Here is a 23295-nt window from a genome sequence, read left to right on the forward strand (position 1 = left end):
ATCGACGGGATCCACGGCGGGACGGGCGAACATGAGCTTCGGGCTGGTGTCCTTCGGGGAGGCGCTCGGCGACCCGGCGCCGGTGGCGGACGTGGTGGGGGAGTACACCGACGACGTGCAACGGGTCCTCGGCTACGGCTACCGGCAGGTGCACCGCGCCGCGCCGGCGGTCGGCCTGACCGACCTCGCCGAACGGGCCGCCCGCCGGGCGCTCGACGCCGCCGCGCTGCCCGCCGCCGAGCTGGACCTGCTGGTGCTGGCCGTCACCGACGTCACCGAACACCTCTACTGGGACGCCGCCGCCGACTTGGCGCACCGGCTCGGCCTGGTGGACGCCGAGGCGGTGCTGCTCACCCAGGCGTGCACCACCGGCGTGCTCAGCCTCGACACCGTCGCGGGCCGGTTCGCCACCCACCCGGGGTACGCCACCGCGCTGGTGGTGGCCGCGAACCGGACCTGTGAGGCGTACTGGAACCGGATGGACACCCAGCCGATGGTGTTCTCCGACGGCGCGGTCGCCACGGTGGCCCGGCGGGGGCACCCGCGGCTGTGCTGGCTGGCCACCGAGGCCGTGACCGACGGTCGCTACGCCGGGTTCCACCGGCTCGACAGCGGCGGCGCGGCCACGCCCTTCGGGCCCGGCGGCGATCCACCCGCCGCCCTCGACGGGTGGCACGTGATGGAGTTCTTCGACTACGACGCCGAGCAGTTCGCGCAGTTCGCCCGCGAACTCGACGAACGGGCCGTGCGGGTCACCGAGCGGGCCTGCGCCCGGGCCGGTGTCGCGGTCGCCGACCTGGCGCGGCTGATCCTGGTCGGCGACAACGAGCGGGCCATGACGTCGCTGGCCGAGGCGCACGGGGTGCCGCTGGCCCGGACCAACCGGGAGCTGGCCGCCGAGCACGGGCATCTCGGGGCCGCGGACCAGCTCTTCGGGTTGAGTCGCCTGCTGGCCGCCGGGGAGCTGGTCGAGGGCGACCGGGTCGCGTTGATCTCGCTGGGCCGGGGCATGCACTGGGCCTGTACCATCGTCGCGGTATAGGCATCGATCATCCGGTCGGTGTGCCAGCGCGCCGCCGCTGCCGCCGGAGGACCCGTTCCGGAAGGGACACGGCATGTCCAGTCGGCTGGTGCGGCTCGTCGCCGACGTGCTGGAGCTGCCGGTCGACGAGGTCGACGCGCAGACCGGGCCGGCCACCACGGCCGCCTGGGTGAGTCTGCGTCACCTCCAGATCGTCGCGGCGGTCGAGGACGCCTACCGGGTGACCATCACCCCGCGGGAGATCCGGGCCGTACGGTCGGTGGCGGACCTGCGCGCGTTGCTGGCGCGGCGGGGCGTCGAGGAATGACGGCCGTCGCGCCGTCCCCGCTCGGCGACGCCGACCTCGACGCCGGGCTGCTCATCCGCCGCTTCGAGGAGGAGCTGCTCCGCCTGTACGCCGACGGCCACCTCGCCGGCACCACCCACACCTGCCTGGGCCAGGAGCACATCCCGGTCGCGCTGGCCCCGTTGCTGACCGGGGACTTCGTGTTCAGCAACCACCGGGGGCACGGGCACTACCTGGCCCACCGCGCCGACCCGCACGGCCTGCTGGCGGAACTGCTCGGCCGGGACGGCGGGGTGTGCCACGGGCACGGCGGCAGCCAGCACCTGCGCCGGGACGGGTTCCTGTCCACCGGGGTGCAGGGGGAGAGCCTGCCCGCCGCGGTCGGCGTCGGGCTGCACCTCAACCGCACCGGGCAGGACCGGATCGTGGCGGCCTACGTCGGCGACGGCACCTGGGGCGAGGGCGCGGTCTACGAGGCGCTCAACATGGCGCAGCTCTGGCGGGTGCCGCTGCTGGTGGTGGTGGAACACAACCGGATCGCCCAGTCCACCCCGACCACCGCGCAGTTGGCCGGCACCATCGCCGGCCGGGTGGCCGGGTTCGGGATCACCGTCAGCGAGTCGGACTCGCTCGACCTCAACGAGGTGCGGGCCGGCGCCGCGCCGCACGTCGCGCGGGTCCGCGCCACCCGGCAACCGCACGTGCTGGTGCAGCACACGGTCCGGCTCGGCCCGCACAGCAAGGGCGACGACTCCCGCGCCGCCGACGAGCTGCGCGAGGTGCGGCGGCTCGACTGGCTGGAGCGCTACGCCACCGCGTACCCGGAGCAGTTCTCGGCGGCGGACGCGCGGGCCCGGCGGCGGGTCGCGGACGTCTCGGCCGAGGTGCTGTCCCGGCCGTTGGTGAGCGGCGGCGTGGCGTGACCCGCGCCGAACGGGTGAGCGAGAACCTCAACCGCGCCCTGCACGAGCTGTTCGCCGCCGACGACCGGGTCTGGCTGCTGGGTGAGGACGTCGCCGACCCGTACGGCGGCGCGTTCAAGGTCACCCGAGGGCTGTCCACCGCCTACCCGGACCGGGTGCTGTCGACGCCGCTGAGCGAGAACGGCATCACCGGCGTCGCGGGTGGCCTGGCGCTCTGCGGTGACACCGTGATCGTCGAGATCATGTTCGGCGACTTCGTCGGTCTCGCGTTCGACCCGATCCTCAACCTCCTCACCAAGTCCGTCAGCATGTACGGCGAGCGCGTCCCGATGCGGGTGGTGGTCCGCTGCCCGGTGGGCGGCGGGCGGGGCTACGGCGCGACGCACAGCCAGAGCGTGCAGAAGCACTTCATCGGCATCCCGCACCTCGCGCTCTTCGAACTGTCGCCCCTGCACGACGCGGCCGACGTGCTCGCCGCCGCGCTGCGCCGGGGCGAACCGGCGATGCTGTTCGAGGACAAGACCCTCTACACCCGCCGCCGGTACGTCGACGGCCGCGTCGACGACCGCTTCGCCGTCGAGATGCGGGGCGCGGACCGCAACTGGGCCCGCGTGCACGACCCGGCCGCCGACACCGCGCCGACGCTCGTCATCGCGCCCGGCGGGGTCGCCGACCGGGCCATCGCCGCCGCGCGGGACGCCGCCGGGCGGGGCCGCGCCGTCGAGGTGCTGGTGCCGGCCCGGCTCTACCCGGTCGACGTGGACGGGCTGCGCGGCGTGCTCGACGGCGCGGCCGGGGTGATCGTCGCCGAGGAGAGCACGGCGGGCGGCACCTGGGGCGGCGAGGTCGCCGCCCGGCTGCACGCCGAGGCGTGGCCGCTGCTGCGCCGGCCGGTCGAGCTGGTCAGCTCCGCCGACCGGGTCATCCCGTCCGCCCCGCACCTGGAACGCGCGGTCCTGCTCGGCGCGGACACCATCCTGGAGCGGATCATGCGGGTTCCGGCCGGCGGGCCCGCCGCGCCGCGGGCGGCCGGCGTCGACCCGCCGCCGGCCGGGTCGCGTCCGGTGGGGACCGCCGAGCCGGGTGTCCCGGTGCGGGTGCCCACGCTCAACCCGACCGACGAGAGCTACCTGCTGCTGGAGTGGCTGGTGCCGGCCGGCGCCACCGTCGGTGTCGGGGAGCCGATCGCGGCGGTGGAGACCGCCAAGGCGATCGAGGAGTTGGCCGCGACGCACGCCGGCGAGTTGCGGCACGACGTGGCCGCCGGGGCGGACTGCGTTCCGGGCGGCGTCATCGGCCGCGTCCTGCCGGTCGGGGCCGCGCCCGCCCCGACCGCGCCGCCCCCGGAGCCAGCGCTGTCCCCGGAACCGCCGCCGCCCCCGCAATCGACGTCGGGCCTGGAACCGCCGCCGTCCCCGGAACCGCCGCCGTCCCCGGAGTCGACGTCACGGTCGGCCGCCGCGGTCCGGCCGCCGGTGGTGTCGCCGGTCGGACGGCCGTTGTCACCGGCGCAACGCCGCGTCGCCGAGGTGGTGGCGACCTCGCACCGGGAGATCCCGACCGCGTTCACCGTGGTGCGCGTCGACGTGACGGCCGCCCTCGGGTACGCCCGCCGGACCGCCGAGGAGACCGGCGCCGACGTCGGCCTCACCGAACTCGTCATCGCCGCCGTGGCCGCGCTGCACGACCGGTTCCCCGACCTGTACGCCACGCTCACCGGTGACGGCCGGGTGCGCGACGCGGCGCAGCCGGCGGTCGGGCTGACCGTGGACGTCGGCACCGGGCTGTTCCTGCCGGTGATCCGGGACGCCGCGAAGCTGGACCTGGGCGACCTCGCCGACACCGTGGTCGCGCTGCGCATGCGGGCGCTGCGCAACCGGCTCGGCGAGGACGACATGGCCGGCATGAACTTCCTGGTCGCGCTCAACGACACCCCGGGCGTGACCCACGCCCGGCCGATCATCCCGCCCGGTGTCACCTGCGCGCTGTCGGTGCCCGACGTGCACCGCGAGGTCGTGCTCGACGCCGACGGCGGGCTGCGCGAGCGGACCACCGCCGACCTCGGCCTGGCCTACGACCACCGGCTGGTCAACGGGGCGCGGGCCGGCGCGTACCTGGCCGCGCTCGCCGCCGCCCTGCGCCGGTGACCGGGCGGACCCGGACGCATCGGCGACGGGCGATCTAAACTGCGTCGCGGAGCACCGTGAGTGGTCGGTGACCGCCTCCGACGGGGTGATCAGCATGCTTGTCCGCGTCCTCGGACCCTGCACCGCCGAGACCGACCGGGGCGACGCGGTGCCGCTCGGCCCGCCCAAGCAGCGGGCGCTGCTTGCCGCGCTGGTGCTGCGCGCCGGGCGGGCGGCGACCGTCACCGAACTCGTCGACACGCTCTGGCCGGACGACCCGCCACGGTCGGCGGTCAAGAACCTCCAGCTCTACGTGCACCAGCTCCGCAAGCTGCTCGGCACGGCGCTCAGCCACCGCAACGGCGGCTACCGGCTCGACCGGGCGGCCTACCGGCTGGACGCCGCCGAGTTCGACGACCTGGTGGACGCCGCCCGGCGGGCCGCCGCCGCCGACGACCTGCCGACGGCCCACGACGCCTACCGGCGAGGGCTGTCGACGTGGCGGGGGCGCGCGCTGGCCGACCTGGTCGACCGGGGCCTGCTGCGGGAGGAGGCCACCCTGCTGGAGCGCCGGCACCTCGTCACACTCGACGAGTCCCTGGCGGTGGAGGCCCGCCTGTACGGGCCGGTCGCCGTCCTGCCCCGGGCCCGGCGGCTGATCGTCGACCACCCGCTGCACGAGCCGTTGCGGGAGCACGAGCTGCGCGGGCTGCTCGCCGCCGGCCGCCACGCCGACGCGGCGACCGCGTACCGGGAGTTCCGTCGGCTGCTCGCCGCCGAGGTCGGGGTCGCGCCAGGTCCGGCGCTGCGGGCCCTCGGGGCCCGGCTGCCCTGGCACCGCGCGGCCGAGCCGGGCCCGGCCCAGCTCCCCGCCGACCTGGCCGACTTCACCGGGCGGGCCGCGCAGGTAGCGGAGATCACCCACCACCTCAGCGGTACGGCGGGCGCGCTGCGCATCCACGCCGTGTCCGGGACCGGCGGGGTGGGCAAGAGCAGCCTGGCGGTGCACGCCGCGCACCTGCTCCGACCGCACTACCCGGACGGGCAGCTCCACGTGCGGCTGCACGGCCACGGGGAACGGCCCGTCGATCCGGCCGACGTGCTGGCGCAGTTCCTGCGCGCCCTGGGCCGGCCGGCCCCGCCGCCCGGCGGCGACCTCGACGAGCGCGTCCACCTCTACCGCAGCGCGCTGGCCGACCGCCGGGTGCTCGTGCTGCTCGACGACGCGGCCGGGGAGGGGCAGGTCCGCCCGCTGCTGCCCAGCGGCGCCGGCTGCGCGGCGCTGGTGACCAGCCGCACCCCGCTGGCCGGCCTGGTCGGCGCCCGCCACCTGCCGCTGGACGTGCTCGACGCGGAGGCGGCGGTGACGCTGCTGCTGGCCGCCGCCGGCCGGGACCGGGCGCGGGTCGATCCGGCCGACGCCGCGGCGGTGGTGCGGCTCTGCGGTCGGCTGCCGCTGGCCGTGCGGGTGGCCGGCGCCCGACTGGCCACCCGTCCGCACTGGACGCTCGCCGCGTTCGCCGGGCGCCTGGCCGACAGCCGACGGCGGCTGGACGAGCTGCGCGCCGGGGACCTCGACGTACGGGCCAGCTTCCAGCTCAGCTATGACGGCCTGGACCCGGACACCCGTCGCGCGTTCCGCCTGCTGGCCCTGCTGGACCAGCCGACCGTCACCGCGTGGCTGGCCGCCGCCCTGCTCGGCACCACGCCGACCGGCGCGGAACGGCTGCTGGAGTCGCTTGTCGACGCCCAACTCCTGGAGTCGTCCGCCGGTGACCGGTACCGCCTGCACGACCTGCTTCGGGTCTACGCCGCGGAGATGGCCGCCGCCGAGCCCGAACCGGCGCGGCGGTCGGCCGTCGGCTCGGCGCTGCGGGCCTGGTTGACGCCGGCGGAACGCGCCGCCGCGGCGCTGACCGGCCCGGACGCCGAGCAGGCGCGGTGCTGGTTCACCGCCGAGCAGGCCGACCTGGTGGCCGCCGTCCAACAGGCGCACCGGGCCGGCGTCTGGCCGGTCACCTGGCGTCTGGCCCGGTCGTTGACCCGGTTCCTGGAGGAACGCTCCCAGTGGGAGGCCTGGCGGACCACCCACGAGCTGGCGCAGGACGCGGCCCGCCGCGCCGGGGACGTCGGCGTCGAGGTCGCGCTCACCCAGCGCCTCGGTGACCTCTACCGGGACCGGGGACGCTTCGCCGAGGCCGCCGACCACTTCGGCCGCTGCCTGGACCTGGCCGGACGGACCGGCGACGACCTCCAGCGCGCCGCGGCGCTGCGCGGGCTCGGCGACGCCGGCTGGGGACGCGGCGACGCGCGGACCGCGATCACCCGCTACCGTGCCGCGCTGCCGCTGTTCGTCGCCGGTGACGACCGGCGCGGCACGGCGGAGACGCTGCGGGGGCTGTCGGTGGCGTACCGGGGACTGGGCCGGCTGTCCGACGCGGCGGCGGCGGCCCAGCGGTGCCTCAGCACGTTCGCCGCGCTCGGTGACCGTGACGGGGAGGCGTACGCCCGGCGCACGCTGGGCAGCATCCGGCTGGACCAGGAACGCTACGACGAGGCCACCGAGTGCTTCCTGCGCTGCCGGGCGGACTTCGCCGCGCTGGGAGACCGGCTGGGCGAGGCGGCGGCGCTGCTCGGTCTCGGGATGACCCAGGTCGACCAGGAGCGCTTCGCGCGGGCGGTGCCCACCTACCGGGACTGCCGTGCGGCGTTCGCCGACGTCGCGGACGCGCTCGGGGAGGCGTACGCCCGGCGTGGTCTCGGCGACGCGCTGACCGGGCTCGGGCGGCACGAGGAGGCCGCCGGGGAGTTGACGGCCGCGCTGGCGGTCTTCCGCACCGGCGGGGACGTCCGCTGGGAGGGCTACGCGCTGTTCAGCATCGGCCGGCTGGAGTTGGCGCGGGGCCGGCCCGACGAGGCCCGCGACGCCCTGCGCGGGGCGTTGCGGATCTTCGAGCGGATGGCAGCCGCGCTGTGGATCGACCGGACCCGAGGGCTGCTGGCCGCCCCGGCCATCCACGCGGGCGGCGTCTGAGTCGCGCCCGTCCGCCCCGTACGCCCTGCTCAGCGCACCCGTATACCACCGCTATACCGGCCCGGCCGGATGGTGGTGTGGCCCGGCGTCGACCGGGCTCGGTACGCCGACCGCGGACGTGGCCCGGTCGGTGGTGCGACCGCCCGGGCCACGTCCGCATCGATGCGTGAGGAGACACAGTGGACGAGGACGAGAACAACCGGCCGGGTCGGGGGCTGTCCCGGCGGTCGCTCATCCGGCTGACCGGCGGCGCGGCGGCGGCGGTCGGCGTGGGCGCGTACCTGGGGGCGGGGCAGCCGGCCTCGGCGGCGCCGTTCTACCGGGCGCACGGCCCGGTGCTGACCGACGGCTACCAGACCTGGCTGACCGCGATCTCCAACCAGTCGGCCAACCTCGCCAAGGTCGTCACCGGGTGGGGGTTGGCGGGTGGCTGGGCGGCCAACCCGGACCACGTCTGGACCGCGTGCGGTGCCACGGACTACCTGATCGTGCGGACCGTCACCGGGGACACGAACACCATGATCGACGCGAACAACGCGGTCAACGAGATCCGGAACTCGCGGTTCTTCGAGTACAAGCGGATCCGGTCCGGCGCCGGTAAGTGCATCATCGAGCTCGGTAACGAGCCGAACATCGGGGTGAGCGACATCTGGGGTTACGGGTGGTGCCTCAGCGCCACGATCGACCGCATCCGGGCGGAGTTCCCCGGCGCGCTGATCTGCGGCACCGCCCTGTCGCCGAACAAGGGCGTGCGGCCCGACGACTGGTACGGCAACCAGAACTACCGGGACGCGATCGCCAAGTGCGACTTCGTCGGTGTCCACTTCTACAGCAACCCGAGCAACGGAAGCTTCACCGAGCAGGGCAACGTCAACGAGCTGACCTACGCCGAGACGTTGCAGCGGGCCGCGTCGATCTGGCCCGGCAAGCGGGTGATCGGCACCGAGTACTCGATCCGCACCACCGCCATCTCCCAGTACGACAAGGGCTACAAGTACGCCAACCTGATCCACTTCGACAACTCGGTCGCCGGCAACCTGTGGGGCGCCACGTACTACCACGTGCAGACCAACCCGGGCGGCGTGGACGTCAACGAGAACGTCGGCTCCGAGGGCGCCCGCGGCTACCGTCGGCGGCTCAGCGAGGGCGGGCTCTGACCCGTTCGGGTGGGACCGGCCCGCGGGCCGGTCCCACCCGGGGACGTCGTGGATCAGGGGCACGGGTGTCGGGGTGGCCCGATCCGGTGACCGTGCCGCCCCGACCGCCGGGTCAGCTTCCGCAGATGCCGTACGCGTGGAGACTCCACGAACCGGCGAAGCCGTCGGCGTCCTCGTCCGCCCGCGTCCGCACGGTGTTCCCCCCGGTGATGTTGACCGCGGTGAGCAGCACCTGGCCGTTGCCGGCGTTGATGTCCGCGCCCGCGCTGTAGAGGCCCTTGCCGGCCGGGCACGCCGTGTTGCTGTTGTCGGACGGGTTGCTCGCGCTCGTCCCGATCAGGGAGATGCGCTCCAGCCCGGCGGGCGCGGTGGCGCAGACGGCGATCGCGGTGGCGCTCCAGCCGGCCGGCGAGGTGCCCTGCACCGCGACCGCCCGGACGGTCACCGACGTGAGGTCGAACGACGGCACCACCTGGTCGAGCACGACGTCGCCCAGGCCGCTGTTGATCCGCCCGCCCATCCCGATGACCTTCTTGGTCCCGCAGCTCGCCGTGACGAGCGCCGTCCCGACCGCTCCGGTCGTGGCCACGACCTGGTAGCCGGCCGGCGCGGTGGCGCACTGAGCGAGGCCCTGGAGTCCCCAGTCGCCGACGAAGTTGACCGGGCCCACCTCCCGCATCGTCGCGACGAACCCGGTGCCGTTCGCCAGCGGCTCCAGCCGGTCCAGCCCGACCCGTCCGGCGGCCGACGAGCCGGCGGTGAGGAAGCCACCGCCTCCGGTGACCACCTTGCCGGCCGGGCAGGACGCGAGCGCCGACTTGTCCGCGCTGCTCTCGGCCACCGACTGGGTGACCGTCGCCAACCCCGCCGGCGTCGCCGAGGCCGGTGCCGCCCAGCCCAGACCGGCCACCACGGCGGCCGTCGACATGGCAACCGTCAGCGCGCCCCGTCCCTTGGTTACCCGCATCTCGTTCTCCCTGTTCGTCTCGGCCGGCGTCGCGCCGGCCCGCCTCCCGCCGGACCCGTGGCCCGGCGGCTGGGAAGAGCCTGGGCGGGGCCGCTTGTCGTCCGCTATCCGACCGCTTGTCGTCGGCCACGTCGGCCACGCGGTCCATAGACTGGGTCGTCCGACCACGACTGACGGGGAAAGCCATGCGGTGGTCCCTCCTCGGTCCCGTCCAGGTGACCGCCGGTGGGCGGGTCCTTCCCATCGACCGCCCGCAGCAACGCGCGGTGCTGGCGCTGCTGCTCCTCAACGCCGGCCGGCTGGTGCCCCTCGGGCAGCTCGTGTCGGCGCTCTGGGGTGCCGACCCGCCGGCCAGTGCCCGGACCCAGGTGCAGGTCTGCGTCTCCCGGATCCGGGCGGCCCTGCGGGACGCGGACGCGGCCGACCTGCTGGCGACCCAGGGCGGTGGCTACCGGCTCACCGTGCGCGGGACCGAGCTGGACCTCGCCGAGTTCACCGTGGCGGTCGAACGGGCCCGCGCCGAGGAGACGGCCGGCCGGCGGGCGGAGGCGGCGCGGCTGCTGCGCGACGGGCTGGCGCTGTGGCGCGGGCCGGCGTTGGCCGGTGCGGCCGGGGCCTTCGTCGACGACGCCGTCGCCGGCCTGGACGAGCAGCGGCTGCTCGCGTACGAGCGGCTCGCCGCCGTGGAACTCGTCCTCGGCCGGTTCGCCGCGACCGCGCGTGTGTTGCGTCCCCTGGTGGTCGAGCATCCGCTGCGGGAGCCACTGGTGGCCGGCTACCTGCTCGCCCTGGCCGGCTGCGGCCAGCGGGCTGCCGCGCTGCGCGTCTTCGCCGAGACCCGCCGCCACCTGGTCGACGAGTTGGGTGTGGAGCCCGGCCCCGAGTTGAGCGGGGCTCACCTGCGGGTGCTGCGGGGGGAGACCCCGGCCGGGCCGGCACCCGTCCCCGGACCCGCACCCGCGTTGCCCGCCGGCCCGCCCCCGGCGCAGCTTCCGGGCGACCCCGCCTGGTTCACCGGCCGGACGGCGGCGCTGCGCCGACTGGACGCGCTGCTGCCCGCCGAACCGACGGGGGCGACCCCGGACGGCGGTGAGCGTGCTCCGGGGCGGGCGGTGGTCATCTCCGCGATCGCCGGCACCGCCGGGGTCGGCAAGACCACCCTCGCGGTGCACTGGGCCCACCGGGTCGCGCACCGCTACCCGGACGGGCAGCTCTACGTCAACCTGCGCGGGTTCGACCTGGACGGGCGGGCCGTGCCGCCGGGCGAGGCGCTGCGCGGCTTCCTGGAGGCGCTGCACGTGCCGCCCCAGCGGGTGCCCACCGACCTGCCCGGTCAGGCCGCGCTGTTCCGGACCCTGCTCGCCGACCGCCGGGTCCTGGTGCTGCTCGACAACGCCCGCGACGACGAGCAGGTGCGTCCGCTGCTGCCGGGATCGAGGGGCAGCCTGGTGGTGGTGACCAGCCGCAACCGGCTCACCGGGCTGGTGGTCAGCGACGGGGCCCATCCGGTGACGCTGGACCTGCTCCCGCCGGCCGAGGCCCGGGAGCTGCTGTCCGGTCGGCTCGGTCGCGGCCGGGCCGGGCGCGACCCGACCGCGCTGGACGAGATCGTGGGCCGCTGCGCCGGCCTGCCGCTGGCCCTCGCCGTCGTCGCGGCCCGCGCCGTCGGGCAGCCCGACGTGCCGCTGGCGGCGCTCGCCACCGAGTTGCGCAACACCGACCCGGACCGGCTCACCGCGCTGGCCACCGGCGACCCCGCGACCGATGTGCGGGCGGTCTTCTCCTGGTCGTACCGCGCGTTGGACGCCGACTCGGCCCGGCTGTTCCGGCTGCTCGGGCTGCACCCCGGCCCGGACGCCGGCCGGGCGGCGGTGGCCAGCCTCGCCGGGTTGCCACCGGCCCGGGTCGGCCCGCTGCTGGCCGGGCTCACCCGGGCGAACCTGCTCACCGAACGCGCCACCGGCCGGTACGCGATGCACGACCTGCTCCGCGCGTACGCCTCGGAGCTGTGTCACGACACCGACCCCGTGGCCGAGCGGGAGGCGGCCCGGCGTCGCCTGTTCGACCACTACCTGCACGCCTCGCACGCGGCCGACCACCTGCTCGACCCGTACCGGCTGGCGCGGCCGGCCGCACTGCCGCCGCCCGAACCGGGGGTGACGGTGGGCGACCGGCCGGAGCACGCGTGGGCGACCGCGTGGTTCGCCGCCGAGCACCACGTCCTGCTGGCGTGCGTGGAGCAGGCGGCGGGCATCGGCCTGGACCGGCACGCGTGGACGCTGGCGGCGGCCCTCACCACCTATCTCGACCGCAGCGGGCACTGGCCCGAGCTGGCCGCCGCGCAGCGGACCGCTCTGGCGGCGGCGGTGCGCCGGGACGACCTGGCCGGTCAGGCCCTGGCGCACCGGGGGCTCGCCATCGCCTGCACCTGGTCGGGCGAGCACGAGGCGGCGCACCGGCACTACCGACGCGACCTCGAGCTGTACCGCGAGTTGGGCGACGACACCGGCCGGGCGCACACGCACCTCGGGGTGAGCTGGGTGCTCGCGCGGCAGGGCCGACTGCGGGCGGCCCTCGACGAGACCCGGCTGGCCCTCGACCTGTACCGGGCCGCCGACTACCGGGTCGGCCAGGCGAAGGCGCTCAACAACCTGGGCTGGATGCACGCCCGGCTCGACGAGCCGGGGCCGGCGCTGCGCTGCTGCCGGGCCGCCCTGCGGCTGCACGAGGAGAACGGCGACCGGCACGGCGCGGCGCTGACCTGGGACAGCCTCGGCTACGTCCGGCACGGCCTGGGCGACCACGACCGGGCCGCGGACTGCTACCGGCGGGCGTTGGCGCTGCACCGGGAACTCGGCGACCGGTACGACGAGGCGGAGGTGTTGGACAACCTGGGCGACAGTCTGCGGGCCGCCGGTGACGTCGACGCCGCCCGCCGGGCGTGGCGGGAGGCGCTGACGATCTTCGACGAGCTGCGCCATCCGGACGCCGACCGCCCGCGGGCGAAGCTGGCCGCGCCGGCCGTCCCGGTGGCGTCGGCGGGCGTCGGCGAACTCTAGCGCCGCGGCGTCGTCACCGCGGGCCGTGGCACCGGGCCCGGCGTCGTGCGGCGGGCCACCTCCCGGTCGGGGCCCGCCACCGGGTGGTGACGGGCCCCGACCGGTCGGCACAGGGTCAGTTGAAGGTCGCGTCCAGCGCCGCGGCCAGCTTGTCGTGACCCGACTCGTTGGGGTGGGGGGATCCGCCGAAGGCGGTCTTCTGGAGGTCGGTGACCCCGAGGGCCGGAGCCGGGGCGAACCGCACCCTCGGGTTGTCCGCCGGCAGTCCGGTGCGGATCACCAGGTTGAGCTGGTTCGTCCACTGCGCGACGGTCGCCTTCCAGCCCGGGTCGTCGATCAGGTCCCGTTCCTGGGAGGGGATCTGACCCGGCAGGTAGCCATGCAGCTCCTGGGCGAGGTTCACCCGGTACTGCTCGGCGAGCCGGCCGACGTCGAACCGGGCCGGGCTGATGTCGTAGTAGCCCATCCACACCACCTTGTCGGCGCCGGCGCCGAGCACCTCGTCGACGATCTCCTCGACGTCCGCCTTGATCTGCTGGTAGAGGGCCGGGCCGTCCCAGGTGGGCACCTCGACCCGGTGGTGGATGTACCTGATCCCGGTGACGTCACCGACGATCTTCCCGTGACACGCGCCGCCGTCGATGACCCTGGCCTTCGCGGTGAAGTTGCCCGCCCCGTCGAACCAGTCCATCTGTGCCTGCAACGGCAGCTTGTGCTCGGTGAAGTACCGCTGCATCAGTTCGCGGTAGTGGTCCATCAGCCCGCAACTGGCGAGGGCCTTGAGCAGCCCCGTCCACGTGGTGTTGTTCACCCCGCCGGTGCTGACGAAGTAGGCGGCCTTCCGGTCGGCCTTGGCCTGCTGGATGGCCCGGGTGGCCAGGTCGACGGGGGGCCAGTTCCGGGCCCAGGGGTTCTGGCAGGAGTCCTGGTGTCCCGGGGCCGCGCCGAGGATCTGCTGGGTGCCGTAGCCGGTGCGGGCGAAGTTGTAGTACTCGACGACCCGTTGGTTGCGATTGACGGCGTACTTGCCGGCGTAGCTGAACAGCATGTCGTTGCCGGGCATGCCGCGGAAGTCGGCTCTCGTGTTGCCCACGCAGGCGCCCATCGGGAAAGCGTTCATGAATTGCAGGTGGGCGGAGGTGACCGAGTCTCCGGTGGCCACCAGCACCACCGGCTGGGCGGGGTTGCGGTTCGGCGGGCAGTAGCGGTCCTTGCGCGCCTCGCCCAGCCTCTCGTCGGCCGCGTTGCCCGGACACGGCGGGCCGGGCGTCGGGCTGGGCGGCGGGTCCACCGGGCCGGTGGGCGGGTCGGTGGGCGGGTCGGTGGGCGGCGGACCGTCCGTCGGCGATCCGCTGGGACTGGTGGACGGGGACCCGCTGGGGCTGGTCGATCCACTGGGGCTGGTCGACGGTGAGGCGCTGGGGCTGGTGGATCCGCTCGGGCTGGTGGACGGGGACCCGCTGGGGCTGGTCGACCCGCTCGGGCTGGTCGACGGTGAGGCGCTGGGGCTGGTGGATCCGCTCGGGCTGGTGGACGGTGAGGCGCTGGGACTGGTCGACCCGCTCGGGCTGGTCGACGGCGAACCGCTGGGGCTGCCCGACGGGGAACCGCTCGGGCTGCCACTCGGTCCCGCCGACGAGCTGGCGCACGGCGAGGAGCTGCCGCTCGGGCTCGCGCTGGTGCTCGCCGGTGCGCTCGGGCTGCCGGTGGGACCGCTCGGGTAGGCCGACGCCGTCGTCCCGGCGAGGGCCGGCTCCGCGGCCACGGTCCGCCGCACCGGGGTCGCCGTCGTGGTCGGGGTCGCCGACGGACAGCCGTTCACCTCCTGCCAGTCCTCCACCAACGCCTGGTGCACGTCGGCGGGCAGCGGTTCCCCGTCCGGGACACAGGGGTCGAAGGTCCAGCGGGTGAGCACGCCCCGGTAGGTGATGTCGCGGGTGCAGATCCCCGGGTCGGCGCCGGCCTGGGCCGCCACCGGACTGACGGTCAGTGGCTCGGGAGGGGTGACGTGGACGCCGGTCCCCAGGGTGAGGCCGAGGACGGCCATCGTCGCCAGGGCGGCGGTGACGGCGCCCGATGCCCTCGCCCTTCGGTGCAACGCGGATGTCATGAGCTGGCGTTCTCCTCTCGTGCGGTCGGCCGGCGCGGGCGCACGACGCCGGTCGGTGCTCCTACGCCTCGCGTGGAACGTAGCCACGGGTGATAATTCGTCGATGAATCCGCGATGAGGCGGTGGGACTGGTCGTGCGGATACGAGCGCTGGGACCGGTGCGGATCTGGGACGGCGGGCAGTGGGCGCCGGTCACGGCGCCGCACCACCGCGTCGTGCTGGCCGTGCTGCTGGCCGAGGCCGGGCAGCCGGTGAGCCGGGATCGACTGGTCGACGAGATCTGGGGTGGCCGTCCCACCCGGACGGCGGCCAGCGCCGTCAACGGGTACGTCATGCGTCTGCGCCGGTTGCTGCGGGCCGGTGGGGCCGGCGACGTGGTCAGCCGTGCGGCCGGCTACGAGCTGGTGACCGGCGAGGACACGATCGACGTCCAGGTGTTCGAGCGGATGGCGCGCGCCGGGAAGCGGGAGGTCGCCGAGGGCCGCGTCGCCGACGGGGTACGCCAGTTGTCCGGCGGCCTGGCGCTGTGGCGCGGCCCGGCGCTGGCCGACGTGCCCGAGACGCTCACCGTCTCGGCGGCGGCGGCCCGCCTGGAGCAGCTCCGACTGGCAGCGTACGAGGAACGCTTCGCCGCGCAACTGGAGCTGGGCCAGCACGCGGAGATCGTCGAGGAACTGGCCGCGCTCGCGGACGCGCATCCGATGCGCGAGCGGCTCTGCCGACACCTGATGGTCTCGCTGTACCGCTGCGGCCGGCGGGCCGAGGCGCTGGAGGCCTACCGCCGGGTCCGTGACGTGCTCGTCAACGAGACCGGGATCGAGCCCGGCCCGGAGCTGCGGGACGTGGAACGCGCCGTGCTCACCGACGACCGGAGCCTCGCCGCGCCCGCCGTCCGGCCGGTGGCCCCGGCGCAGTTGCCGGCCGTGGTCACGCACTTCGCCGGCCGCCGCGATCCACTGGCGGCCCTGGACGCCCTCGCCGGCCAGCGGCCCGCGCCGCCGGTGGTCGTCACGGGGCTGGCCGGAGTCGGCAAGACGGCTCTGGCCGTCCGCTGGGGGCACGCGGAGCGGGACCGGTTTCCCGACGGTCAGCTCTACGTCGACCTGCGCGGCAGCTCACCACGGCCGCCGGTGACACCGATGGCCGCGCTCGTCCACTTCCTCCAGGCGCTGGGCGTGCCGGCGGAGCAGATCCCGGCGGAGCCGGACGAGGCGGTCGGGCTCTACCGCAGCGTGACCGCCCTGCGGCGGATCCTCGTCGTGCTCGACAACGCCGCCGACGCCGACCAGGTCCGTCCGCTGCTGCCCGGGGGAGCCGGGTGCGTGGTGCTGGTGACCAGTCGCGAGCAACTGCGTGGCCTGACCGCCCGGGAGGGCGCGGCCCGGCTCCGGTTGGACGTGCTCTCCCCGGACGAGGCCGATGACCTGTTGGCCATGCTGCTGCCCGGGGCGGCCGGGCGGGACACGGCGGAACTCGCCCGACTGTGCGGCTACCTTCCGCTGGCCATGCGCATCGCAGCCGCCAACCTGCGGGCCGAGCTGACCCCGATCGGCCGGTACAACCAGCGGCTCGCCGCCGGTGACCGGTTGGCGGCGCTCGGTGTTCCCGGCGACACCACGACCGCCACCGTGGCCGCCTTCGACCTGTCGTACGAGGCGCAGCCGGCGGCTGCCCGCCGGGTGTTCCGGCTGCTGGGCGTCGCTCCGGGAGATGTCGTGACCCCGCCCGCCGCCGCGGCCCTGGCCGACGTGCCGGTGGTCGAGGCGGAGCCGCTGCTCGACGCCCTCGCCCGGGCCCACCTGCTGGAGCAGTCCGCTCCCGCCTGCTACCGCTGGCACGACCTGGTGCGCCTCTACGCCCGGCGACGCGGCTCGGTCGAGGACACCGACCGGGGGGCTGCCCTCGACCGACTGTACGACCACTATCTGTCCACCATGGACCTCGCCGCCGGCCTGCTCTATCCGAGTGTCGTGCGGCTGCCACTGCCGTCCGGCGTGAGCGCGCGGCACCGGGGCGGGTTCTCCACCGCGGCCGAGGCACGGAGTTGGGTGGAGGCCGAGCGGGACAACATGATCGCCGCCGTCATGGCCGCCGGGCCGGAGCACAGGACGGCCGCCTGGCGGCTCACCGACCACCTGCGCTGGCACCTCGACTTCACCTCGCCGTCGGCGGAGTGGCTGCCGGTCACCGAGGCCGCTCTGGCGTACGCACGGGCGGACGACCATCCGCTGGGGCAGGCCGCCGCCCACCTGAGCCGGGCCACCGTCCTGCTGGCCACCAGCCGGTACGCCGACGCGCTCGACGACTTCCGGCGGGCGCTCGGGTTCGCCCGGCGCGGTGGCTGGGCCGAGGGCGAGGGCAGCGCCTTGAGCAATCTGGCCCACGTGTCGTTCGAGACCGGCCGGCTGGACCTGGCCGCCCGCTACAGCCTCGAGGCGTTGGAGATCGACACCCGGATCGGCCGGTTCGCCGGCCGGTTGGCGCGGTTGGCCAATCTCGGCAACATCCGTCTCCAGCAGGGCCGGCTGGCCGACGCCGTCACCTACTGCGAGCAGGTCATCGAGCTGGAGAGCCAGGTCGACGAGTGGCACGGGCAGGGCACGGCGCACGGCTGCCTGGGCGAGGCCCACCTGCTGCTCGGCCGCTACGACGAGGCGTCGGTCCATCTGGGCCGGGCGTTGGCCACGCACCGGCGGGCCGGCGCCCGTAGCTGCGAGGCCGACACCCTGCGGCTGCTGGCGGCGGTGCACGGGGCCACCGGTGACCTCGACCGGGCGCGACGCGAGGCGGTCGAGGCACTGCGGATCGCCCGCGAGGTCGGTGACCGGTGGGTCGAGGCGCACGCCCTGCTCGCCCACGCCGACCTCGACCTGCGGGCCGGCGACGCCGATCCGGCGATCGACCGCCTGGGGCAGGTCCTCGCCCTGGCCCGGGGCGACGGGGCCCGGCACGCCGAGGCGCAGGCGTTGATCGGTCTGGCCCGGGCCCACCGGTTGCGCGGGGGGACCGGGGACGACGAGGCGCGGGCGTACGCGTCGCGGGCCCTGGCCATCTCCCGCGAGTACGGCTACGAGTTGTTGGAGAAGGCCGCGTCGACGGTGCGCGGTCCGGAGCCCACGCACATCGGGCGGTCGACGCCGGACAACTGAATACGCACAATGAGTCCGAGCGCGTCGACACCATTCCGGTTGACGCACCCGATCTCGACAATCGGCGTCGTGTTAGAGTTCCGCGATGCTCGGCCGAATGCTCATTCTTGTCCTCTCGGTCATCCCGAAGCACGCGATCAGCCGCGGCGCGGGATGGCTCGCCACCCGCACCGTTCCGGTCCGGTGGCGCGGCCCGGCGTACCGCACCTACAGCCGTGTCTTCGGTGCTCGGCCGGAGGAGGCGGCTCTTCCCCTTGAGCAGTACCCGTCCGTCAACGCGTTCTTCACCCGTACGCTCAGGCCGGGATCACGTCCGCTCGCGGCCGACGCCATCGTCTCCCCGGTCGACGCCACCGTCGGAGCATACGGAGTCATCGAGTCCGACACGCTCGTGCAGGCCAAGGGACGCAATTATTCCCTTACCGCGCTGCTCGGTGACCGCGAGTTGGCGGACAGATTCGACGGAGGCACGTACACCACGTTCTACCTTTCGCCGAAGGACTACCACCGCATTCATTTCCCGTTGTCCGGAAAGGTCACCGCGGCCACCTACATCCCCGGTGAACTCTGGCCGGTCAACGTCGCCGCCGTGGCCAACGTGGCGAACCTCTTCGCGGTGAACGAGCGCATCGTCATCGAGGTCGACGGCGAGCGCGGCGGGCGGGTGGCGATCGTCGCCGTCGGCGCCACCATGGTGGGGATGACCCGTCTCGCCTTCGACGACCTGCACACCAACGCCCGACGGCGCGAGGTGCGCCGTCGTCGCTACGATCCGGCGCTTCCCGCGTCGGCCGGCGCCGAGCTGGGGCACTTCGAGTTCGGTTCCACGGTCGTCCTGGCCTGCTCCCGAGACGCCGGCACCATCGAGCCGCTGCCGGTCGGGGCGACCGTACGGATGGGTGAGCGACTCGGTGCTCCGCCCACCGCCCCGCCCACCGACGGGTCGTGACGGCCGGCCCGTGCCGCCCCGTCGCGGAGCGGCGCGAGGACCTCGGCCGGCGGCGAGACCTGTCACGCCGGGACGTCGCGCGTGCAGGCGTCGATCTCCGGGTCGGGCTGCCACACCCGACTGCTTCATGGTGCCCCGTCAGTCCTGGCGGCGGCGGCGTGTTGCCGGTTCACGACGAGCAGCGCCACGGTGGCGGCGACCGGCAGGATGCCGGCGAACTCGTTGTCCAGGAGCCAGAAGACCTGCACCACGAGCAGCTCCACCATCAGGGCCACCTCGAACAGCCCGGCCGCAGGCCGGCCACGGGTCGAGCGCCACAGCCCGAGGACCCCGAGCACGAACCCGGTGGCCGCGAACGCCGCGTAGATGGCGTTGGGCAGGTTGGGCTGCCGAGACAGCAGCACGAGTGGGCGACCCAGCGAGAAGAGGGTGATCAGCGCGATCGCCGGGGCGGTCCAGCGACGGACGAACGGGCGGCGGCAGAAACGGGCCAGCGCCGCCCGCCACTGCTCGCGGATCCGGGTCAGCCGCTCACCGCCCGTCGCCGAGCCGGCGTAGCCGTCGGCCGTCCGCTGCGCGGCGTTGACCAGCCGTTCCCGCTCGCTCAGGGGCCGCCGGTTGACGGCGAGTCGCACCGCGACGTACGTCGCGACGAAGACGGCGTAGATGATGGCGGCGACGGGTTCGTAGAAGTAGTTGTTGTCGGCGGTGAGGAACTTGCCGACCTCGTCGATGAACAACCCGAACCCGACACCGCCCACGAGAGCGGCGGCGTTCTTCACCGCGCTGCCGAGGAACAGCGTGGTCATCAGTTGGGCGGCGAGCATTCCGAGGCCGCCCCACAGCACGTGCGCCACGTGCAGCCCGCCGCTGCCCACCTGGGGGTAGCCGGTCATGCCCAGGAACGCCCTGGTCACCAGGATCGTGACCACCGCGGCGACGAGAAACAGCGTGAACCGGTCCGCGCCGCCCTCGTCCCGGACCAGGTGGCGCGCCCACAGTCGACGGACCCGGGTCCGCGGCGGATCGGACCGGGCGCCGGGCCGCCTGTCGGGCCGGAGCGGGTCGTTGGTGGACGTGGACGCGGGCCGGGTCACGTCCTCATCCTCTGCCGGTCGGCCGGCCCGGACGTCCACAGGAACCCTCGACGCCCCAAGGAAACCCCCCACACTTCGCCCGGCCACTGAGGGAAATACCATACCGGATCGGCCATTGCCGGCGCCGCCCGCGGCGAGCGCCGACGACGGGGCCGCGTCGCCATCCCGCCCGGCCCTCGGCGCACAGCCTTCGGCGCCCAGCCCTCGGCGCCGGCGCGGCGAGCGTGCCGACGCCAGCTCGGCGAGCGGCACCAAGCTGGGGATACTGACGGAGTATAGGGATCCTGCTCATGGTGGACGAGCCCTCTCGGTCGCCTTCAGGCAGGGGATTCCATGTACGCCGCAGACCCGATCAGCCCGCTCGGTGGCACCCCACTGCTCTTCCTGCTCCTGCAGATCGGCGTGCTGCTGTTGGCCGCGGCCCTGCTCGGCAAGCTGGCCGCGCGGCTCTCCTTCCCCGCCATCGTCGGCGAGCTGTTGGCCGGCGTCCTGCTGGGACCGTCGTTGCTGGGGGGCGTCGCACCGGCGGCGTTCCGATGGCTGTTTCCGCCCACCGTCGAACAGTTTCACCTGCTCGATGCCGTCGGGCAGGTCGGGTTGGTGCTGCTGGTGGCGTTTACCGGCGCGAGCCTGGATCTGCGGATGATTCGCCGGCGCCACCAGACCGCGCTGCGGGTGAGTCTGCCCGGGCTGCTGATCCCGCTGGCCCTCGGCGTCACGGTGGGGCTGCTGCTTCCGCGCTCGCTGCTGTCGACGCACGGTCAGCGGCCGGCGTTCGCGCTGTTCCTGGGTATCGCCATGGCGGTCAGCGCCATTCCGGTGATCGCGAAGACCCTGATGGACCTGCGGATGATCCACCGCAACGTCGGCCAGCTCATCCTGATGGCAGGCACGGTCGACGACCTGCTGGGGTGGCTCGGCCTGTCCGTGGTGACGGCCGTCGCGACAACGGGACTGCGCGCCAGCGACCTGGTGCTGCCGATCGCGTACCTGGCCGCGGTGGTGCTGGTCGCCGTGTTCGTCGGGCGTCCGCTGGTCGGCCGTGTGATGCGGGTCGCGAGCCGGTCGGAGGGCCAGGGCCCCGTCCTGGTCAGCGCGACCATCCTGATCGTGCTGTGCGCGACCGCCACTCAGGCGCTGCATCTGGAGGCCATCTTCGGCGCGTTGATCGGGGGCATGTTGATCGGCAGCGCCGGGCCGGAGGTGGTGCGGCGCCTCGCCCCGCTGCGCCTGCTGGTGACCGCGGTGCTGGCGCCGCTGTTCTTCGCCACCGCCGGGCTGCGCATGGATCTCACGCTGCTGGCCAAGCCGCTCGTGCTCGGCATCGCGACGCTGCTGCTGGTGATCGCCATCGTGGGCAAGTTCAGCGGCGCGTTCCTCGGCGCCTGGCTCAGTGGCCTCAACCGCTGGGAGGCGGTCGCTCTCGGCGCGGGCATGAATGCGCGCGGCGTGATGGAGGTGGTCATCGCCATGGTCGGTGTGCAGCTGGGCGTCCTGACGACCACGATGTACACCACGATCGTCCTCATCGCGATCGTGACCTCGCTGATGAGTCCGCCACTGCTGCGGTTCGGCATGTCCCGGCTGCAGATCACCGCGGACGAGGAGATGCGGCTGCGCGCGTACGACGAGCCGGCCGAGGCGCCGCCGGCGGCCACCCACCCGTGAGCTGCGCGGACGCGCGGATAGTCGCCGTATAGATGAACTATCGCGCCCGCCGAGAGGCTGCCTTGGTGCCGTGCTTTCCCGCACCACCACTACGTCCGCGCCACGAGCGGAACCGTCGCGAGCAAGGGAGCGGTCTCGGATGACCACCGAAAATATCGATCAGGTCCCGTCCGTGTCCGACCTGCGCAGCGAACTGCTCCTGCGCCGGCTGGGCGGGGGCCGGACAGCCAGGCGATCCGGGCTGCCGCGCGCCGACCGGGACCGGCCGCTGCGCCTGTCGTCGGGTCAGCAGCAGATGTGGTTCCTCAACCGGCTCGACCCGGACAGCCGCGAGTTCCTGGTCCCGCTCGCGTTCCGGATCCGCGGCGTGGCCGATGGGGACGCGATCGAGCGGGCGCTGTCCGCGTTGATCGCCCGGCACGAGATCCTGCGTACCCGCTACGTGCTCACCGGCGACGAGCCGGAGCAGGTGATCGACGCGCCGGCCCCGATCCAGGTGGCGACGGACGTGCTCACCGGGTCGGCCGACGAGCGGGAGGCGCGCTGCGCCGAGGTGCTCGCCGCCGAGGCGGCCCGGCCGTTCGACCTTGAGCGGGACTGGCCGATCCGGGCCCGGCTGGTGGCCCTCGAAGCCGACGACCACGTCCTCGCGGTGATCTTCCACCACGTGGCGTTCGACGCCTGGTCGGCGCAGGTCTTCGTGCGTGAGTTCGCCCAGCTCTACCGCGCGTTCGTCGAGAACGCCGTCCCCGACCTGCCCGAGCTGCCCGTGCAGTTCGCCGACTTCGCCGCCGCCCAGCACGCCGCCGATGCCGAGCGGGAGACCGCCCGGCACCTGGACTACTGGCGCGAGCAGCTCGCCGAGCTGCCGACGATCGACCTGCCCGCGGACCGGCAGCGTCCAGCCGTGCGCGAGCATGACGGCGCCGCGGTCGAGTTCGCGCTTCCCGCCGCGCTCGCCGGTCAGGTGCGGCAGCTGGCTGAGCGGCTCGGCACCACTCCGTTCGTGGTCTTCCTCGCCGCGTTCCAGTTGCTGGTCTCCCGGTACACCGGCCTGACCGACGTGCCGGTCGGCACCGTCGTGTCCGGGCGCAGCCGCCCGGAGCTACAGGGACTGATCGGGTACGGCATCAACAACCTGGTGATGCGTACCCGTTGGCAGGAGCGGCAGAGCTTCGCCGAACTCGTCGCGGCGGCCCGCGAGGTGCTGGCCGACGCCTACGACCACCAGAACGTGTCGTTCGCGCGGCTCGTGGACGAGTTGCAGCCGGAGCGGGACATGTCCCGCAGCCCCCTCTACCAGGTCGCCCTCACCATGCACGAGCCGCGCCGCGACGCCGTGACGCTGCCGGGTGCGCGGATGTGGCCGTACCCGCTGACCGGCGGCATCGCCAAGTGCGACCTGGAGTTGCAGGTCGGCGACGCCGGCGACGGCCGTCTCGGCGGCCATCTGGTCTACGCGACCGCCCTGTTCGACGAGTCCACTGTCGAGCGCATGGCCACCCACCTGCGCAACCTGCTCGCCGCCGCGGTGGCCGACGTGGACGCGCCGCTGGCGAGCCTGGAACTGCTCGACGCCGCGGAACGAGCTGTGGTGATCGGTGCACCCCAGTCGGCGGCTCCCGTCCAGTCGTGTCTGCACGAGTTGTTCGAGGAGCGGGTGCGGCGGTCGCCGGATGCGGTGGCGGTGGTGGTGGGTGGGGTGTCGTTGTCGTATGGGGAGTTGAA

At 74.4% G+C, this 23295-nt stretch carries 15 protein-coding genes; 12 read left to right on the top strand and 3 right to left on the bottom strand.

Features of this window, described 5'->3' with window-relative positions:
• Positions 1 to 31: 31 nt before the first annotated feature.
• The 6 genes from ACZ6O5_RS29925 to ACZ6O5_RS29950 all read left to right on the top strand — a co-directional run bounded on the left by ACZ6O5_RS29925 (position 32) and on the right by ACZ6O5_RS29950 (position 8568).
• A complete protein-coding gene (locus ACZ6O5_RS29925) occupies positions 32 to 1042 on the top strand; it encodes a 3-oxoacyl-[acyl-carrier-protein] synthase III C-terminal domain-containing protein (protein WP_465981512.1) in 1011 nt (336 codons plus the stop codon).
• A 73-nt stretch (positions 1043 to 1115) separates the two neighbouring features.
• Positions 1116 to 1349, top strand: a complete 234-nt coding sequence (locus ACZ6O5_RS29930; RefSeq protein WP_281939165.1) for an acyl carrier protein — start codon at positions 1116 to 1118, stop codon at positions 1347 to 1349.
• On the top strand, positions 1346 to 2251 hold the full coding sequence (locus ACZ6O5_RS29935) for a thiamine pyrophosphate-dependent dehydrogenase E1 component subunit alpha (protein WP_465981514.1): 906 nt from the start codon (positions 1346 to 1348) through the stop codon (positions 2249 to 2251). Before ACZ6O5_RS29930 ends, ACZ6O5_RS29935 begins: the two co-directional genes overlap by 4 nt.
• Positions 2248 to 4398: a 2-oxo acid dehydrogenase subunit E2 gene (locus ACZ6O5_RS29940; RefSeq protein ID WP_465981515.1), complete on the top strand. Its 2151-nt coding sequence runs from the start codon at positions 2248 to 2250 to the stop codon at positions 4396 to 4398. Before ACZ6O5_RS29935 ends, ACZ6O5_RS29940 begins: the two co-directional genes overlap by 4 nt.
• Positions 4399 to 4465: 67 nt before the next feature.
• Positions 4466 to 7411, top strand: a complete 2946-nt coding sequence (locus tag ACZ6O5_RS29945; protein ID WP_465981517.1) for an ATP-binding protein — start codon at positions 4466 to 4468, stop codon at positions 7409 to 7411.
• A 179-nt stretch (positions 7412 to 7590) separates the two neighbouring features.
• On the top strand, positions 7591 to 8568 hold the full coding sequence (locus ACZ6O5_RS29950; protein WP_465981519.1) for a glycoside hydrolase 5 family protein: 978 nt from the start codon (positions 7591 to 7593) through the stop codon (positions 8566 to 8568).
• A gap of 112 nt (positions 8569 to 8680) precedes the next feature.
• Here ACZ6O5_RS29950 and ACZ6O5_RS29955 read toward each other — a convergent pair whose 3' ends face one another.
• Entirely contained in the window at positions 8681 to 9535 is an 855-nt protein-coding gene (locus tag ACZ6O5_RS29955) for a hypothetical protein (RefSeq protein ID WP_465981521.1), read from the bottom strand.
• A gap of 185 nt (positions 9536 to 9720) precedes the next feature.
• On the opposite strand from ACZ6O5_RS29955, the gene ACZ6O5_RS29960 reads away from it, so the two are divergent.
• Positions 9721 to 12594, top strand: coding sequence for an AfsR/SARP family transcriptional regulator (locus ACZ6O5_RS29960; RefSeq protein WP_465981523.1), 2874 nt, complete (start codon positions 9721 to 9723; stop codon positions 12592 to 12594).
• Positions 12595 to 12709: 115 nt separating this feature from the next.
• Here the strand turns inward: ACZ6O5_RS29960 and ACZ6O5_RS29965 are convergent, their stop codons facing one another.
• Positions 12710 to 13885: a hypothetical protein gene (locus tag ACZ6O5_RS29965; protein ID WP_465981525.1), complete on the bottom strand. Its 1176-nt coding sequence runs from the start codon at positions 13883 to 13885 to the stop codon at positions 12710 to 12712.
• A 70-nt stretch (positions 13886 to 13955) separates the two neighbouring features.
• On the opposite strand from ACZ6O5_RS29965, the gene ACZ6O5_RS29970 reads away from it, so the two are divergent.
• The 3 genes from ACZ6O5_RS29970 to asd all read left to right on the top strand — a co-directional run bounded on the left by ACZ6O5_RS29970 (position 13956) and on the right by asd (position 18802).
• Positions 13956 to 14318: a hypothetical protein gene (locus ACZ6O5_RS29970; protein ID WP_465981527.1), complete on the top strand. Its 363-nt coding sequence runs from the start codon at positions 13956 to 13958 to the stop codon at positions 14316 to 14318.
• A 520-nt stretch (positions 14319 to 14838) separates the two neighbouring features.
• Entirely contained in the window at positions 14839 to 17853 is a 3015-nt protein-coding gene (locus ACZ6O5_RS29975; RefSeq protein WP_465981529.1) for an AfsR/SARP family transcriptional regulator, read from the top strand.
• Between the two features lie 97 nt (positions 17854 to 17950).
• Positions 17951 to 18802: an archaetidylserine decarboxylase gene (gene asd, locus ACZ6O5_RS29980; protein ID WP_465981531.1), complete on the top strand. Its 852-nt coding sequence runs from the start codon at positions 17951 to 17953 to the stop codon at positions 18800 to 18802.
• A 125-nt stretch (positions 18803 to 18927) separates the two neighbouring features.
• Here the strand turns inward: asd and ACZ6O5_RS29985 are convergent, their stop codons facing one another.
• A complete protein-coding gene (locus ACZ6O5_RS29985; protein WP_465981533.1) occupies positions 18928 to 19899 on the bottom strand; it encodes a hypothetical protein in 972 nt (323 codons plus the stop codon).
• Positions 19900 to 20232: 333 nt separating this feature from the next.
• Between ACZ6O5_RS29985 and ACZ6O5_RS29990 the strand changes: the two genes are divergently transcribed.
• Positions 20233 to 21567 (top strand): cation:proton antiporter, encoded by a 1335-nt coding sequence (locus ACZ6O5_RS29990; RefSeq protein ID WP_465981535.1) that lies wholly within the window; start codon positions 20233 to 20235, stop codon positions 21565 to 21567.
• Between the two features lie 139 nt (positions 21568 to 21706).
• A partial coding sequence (locus ACZ6O5_RS29995) for a condensation domain-containing protein (RefSeq protein ID WP_465981537.1) occupies positions 21707 to 23295 on the top strand: 1589 nt, incomplete at its 3' end.

It is taken from the genome of Micromonospora sp. NPDC049201, assembly GCF_055586805.1.

What these genes read in the sequence shown, in the direction of transcription:
- ACZ6O5_RS29925 (WP_465981512.1), top strand. Translation starts at nt 32, where the DNA reads ATGAGCTTCGGGCTGGTGTCCTTCGGGGAGGCGCTCGGCGACCCGGCG.
- ACZ6O5_RS29930 (WP_281939165.1), top strand. Translation starts at nt 1,116, where the DNA reads ATGTCCAGTCGGCTGGTGCGGCTCGTCGCCGACGTGCTGGAGCTGCCG.
- ACZ6O5_RS29935 (WP_465981514.1), top strand. Translation starts at nt 1,346, where the DNA reads ATGACGGCCGTCGCGCCGTCCCCGCTCGGCGACGCCGACCTCGACGCC.
- ACZ6O5_RS29955 (WP_465981521.1), bottom strand. Translation starts at nt 9,535, where the DNA reads ATGCGGGTAACCAAGGGACGGGGCGCGCTGACGGTTGCCATGTCGACG.
- ACZ6O5_RS29960 (WP_465981523.1), top strand. Translation starts at nt 9,721, where the DNA reads ATGCGGTGGTCCCTCCTCGGTCCCGTCCAGGTGACCGCCGGTGGGCGG.
- asd (WP_465981531.1), top strand. Translation starts at nt 17,951, where the DNA reads ATGCTCATTCTTGTCCTCTCGGTCATCCCGAAGCACGCGATCAGCCGC.
- ACZ6O5_RS29990 (WP_465981535.1), top strand. Translation starts at nt 20,233, where the DNA reads ATGTACGCCGCAGACCCGATCAGCCCGCTCGGTGGCACCCCACTGCTC.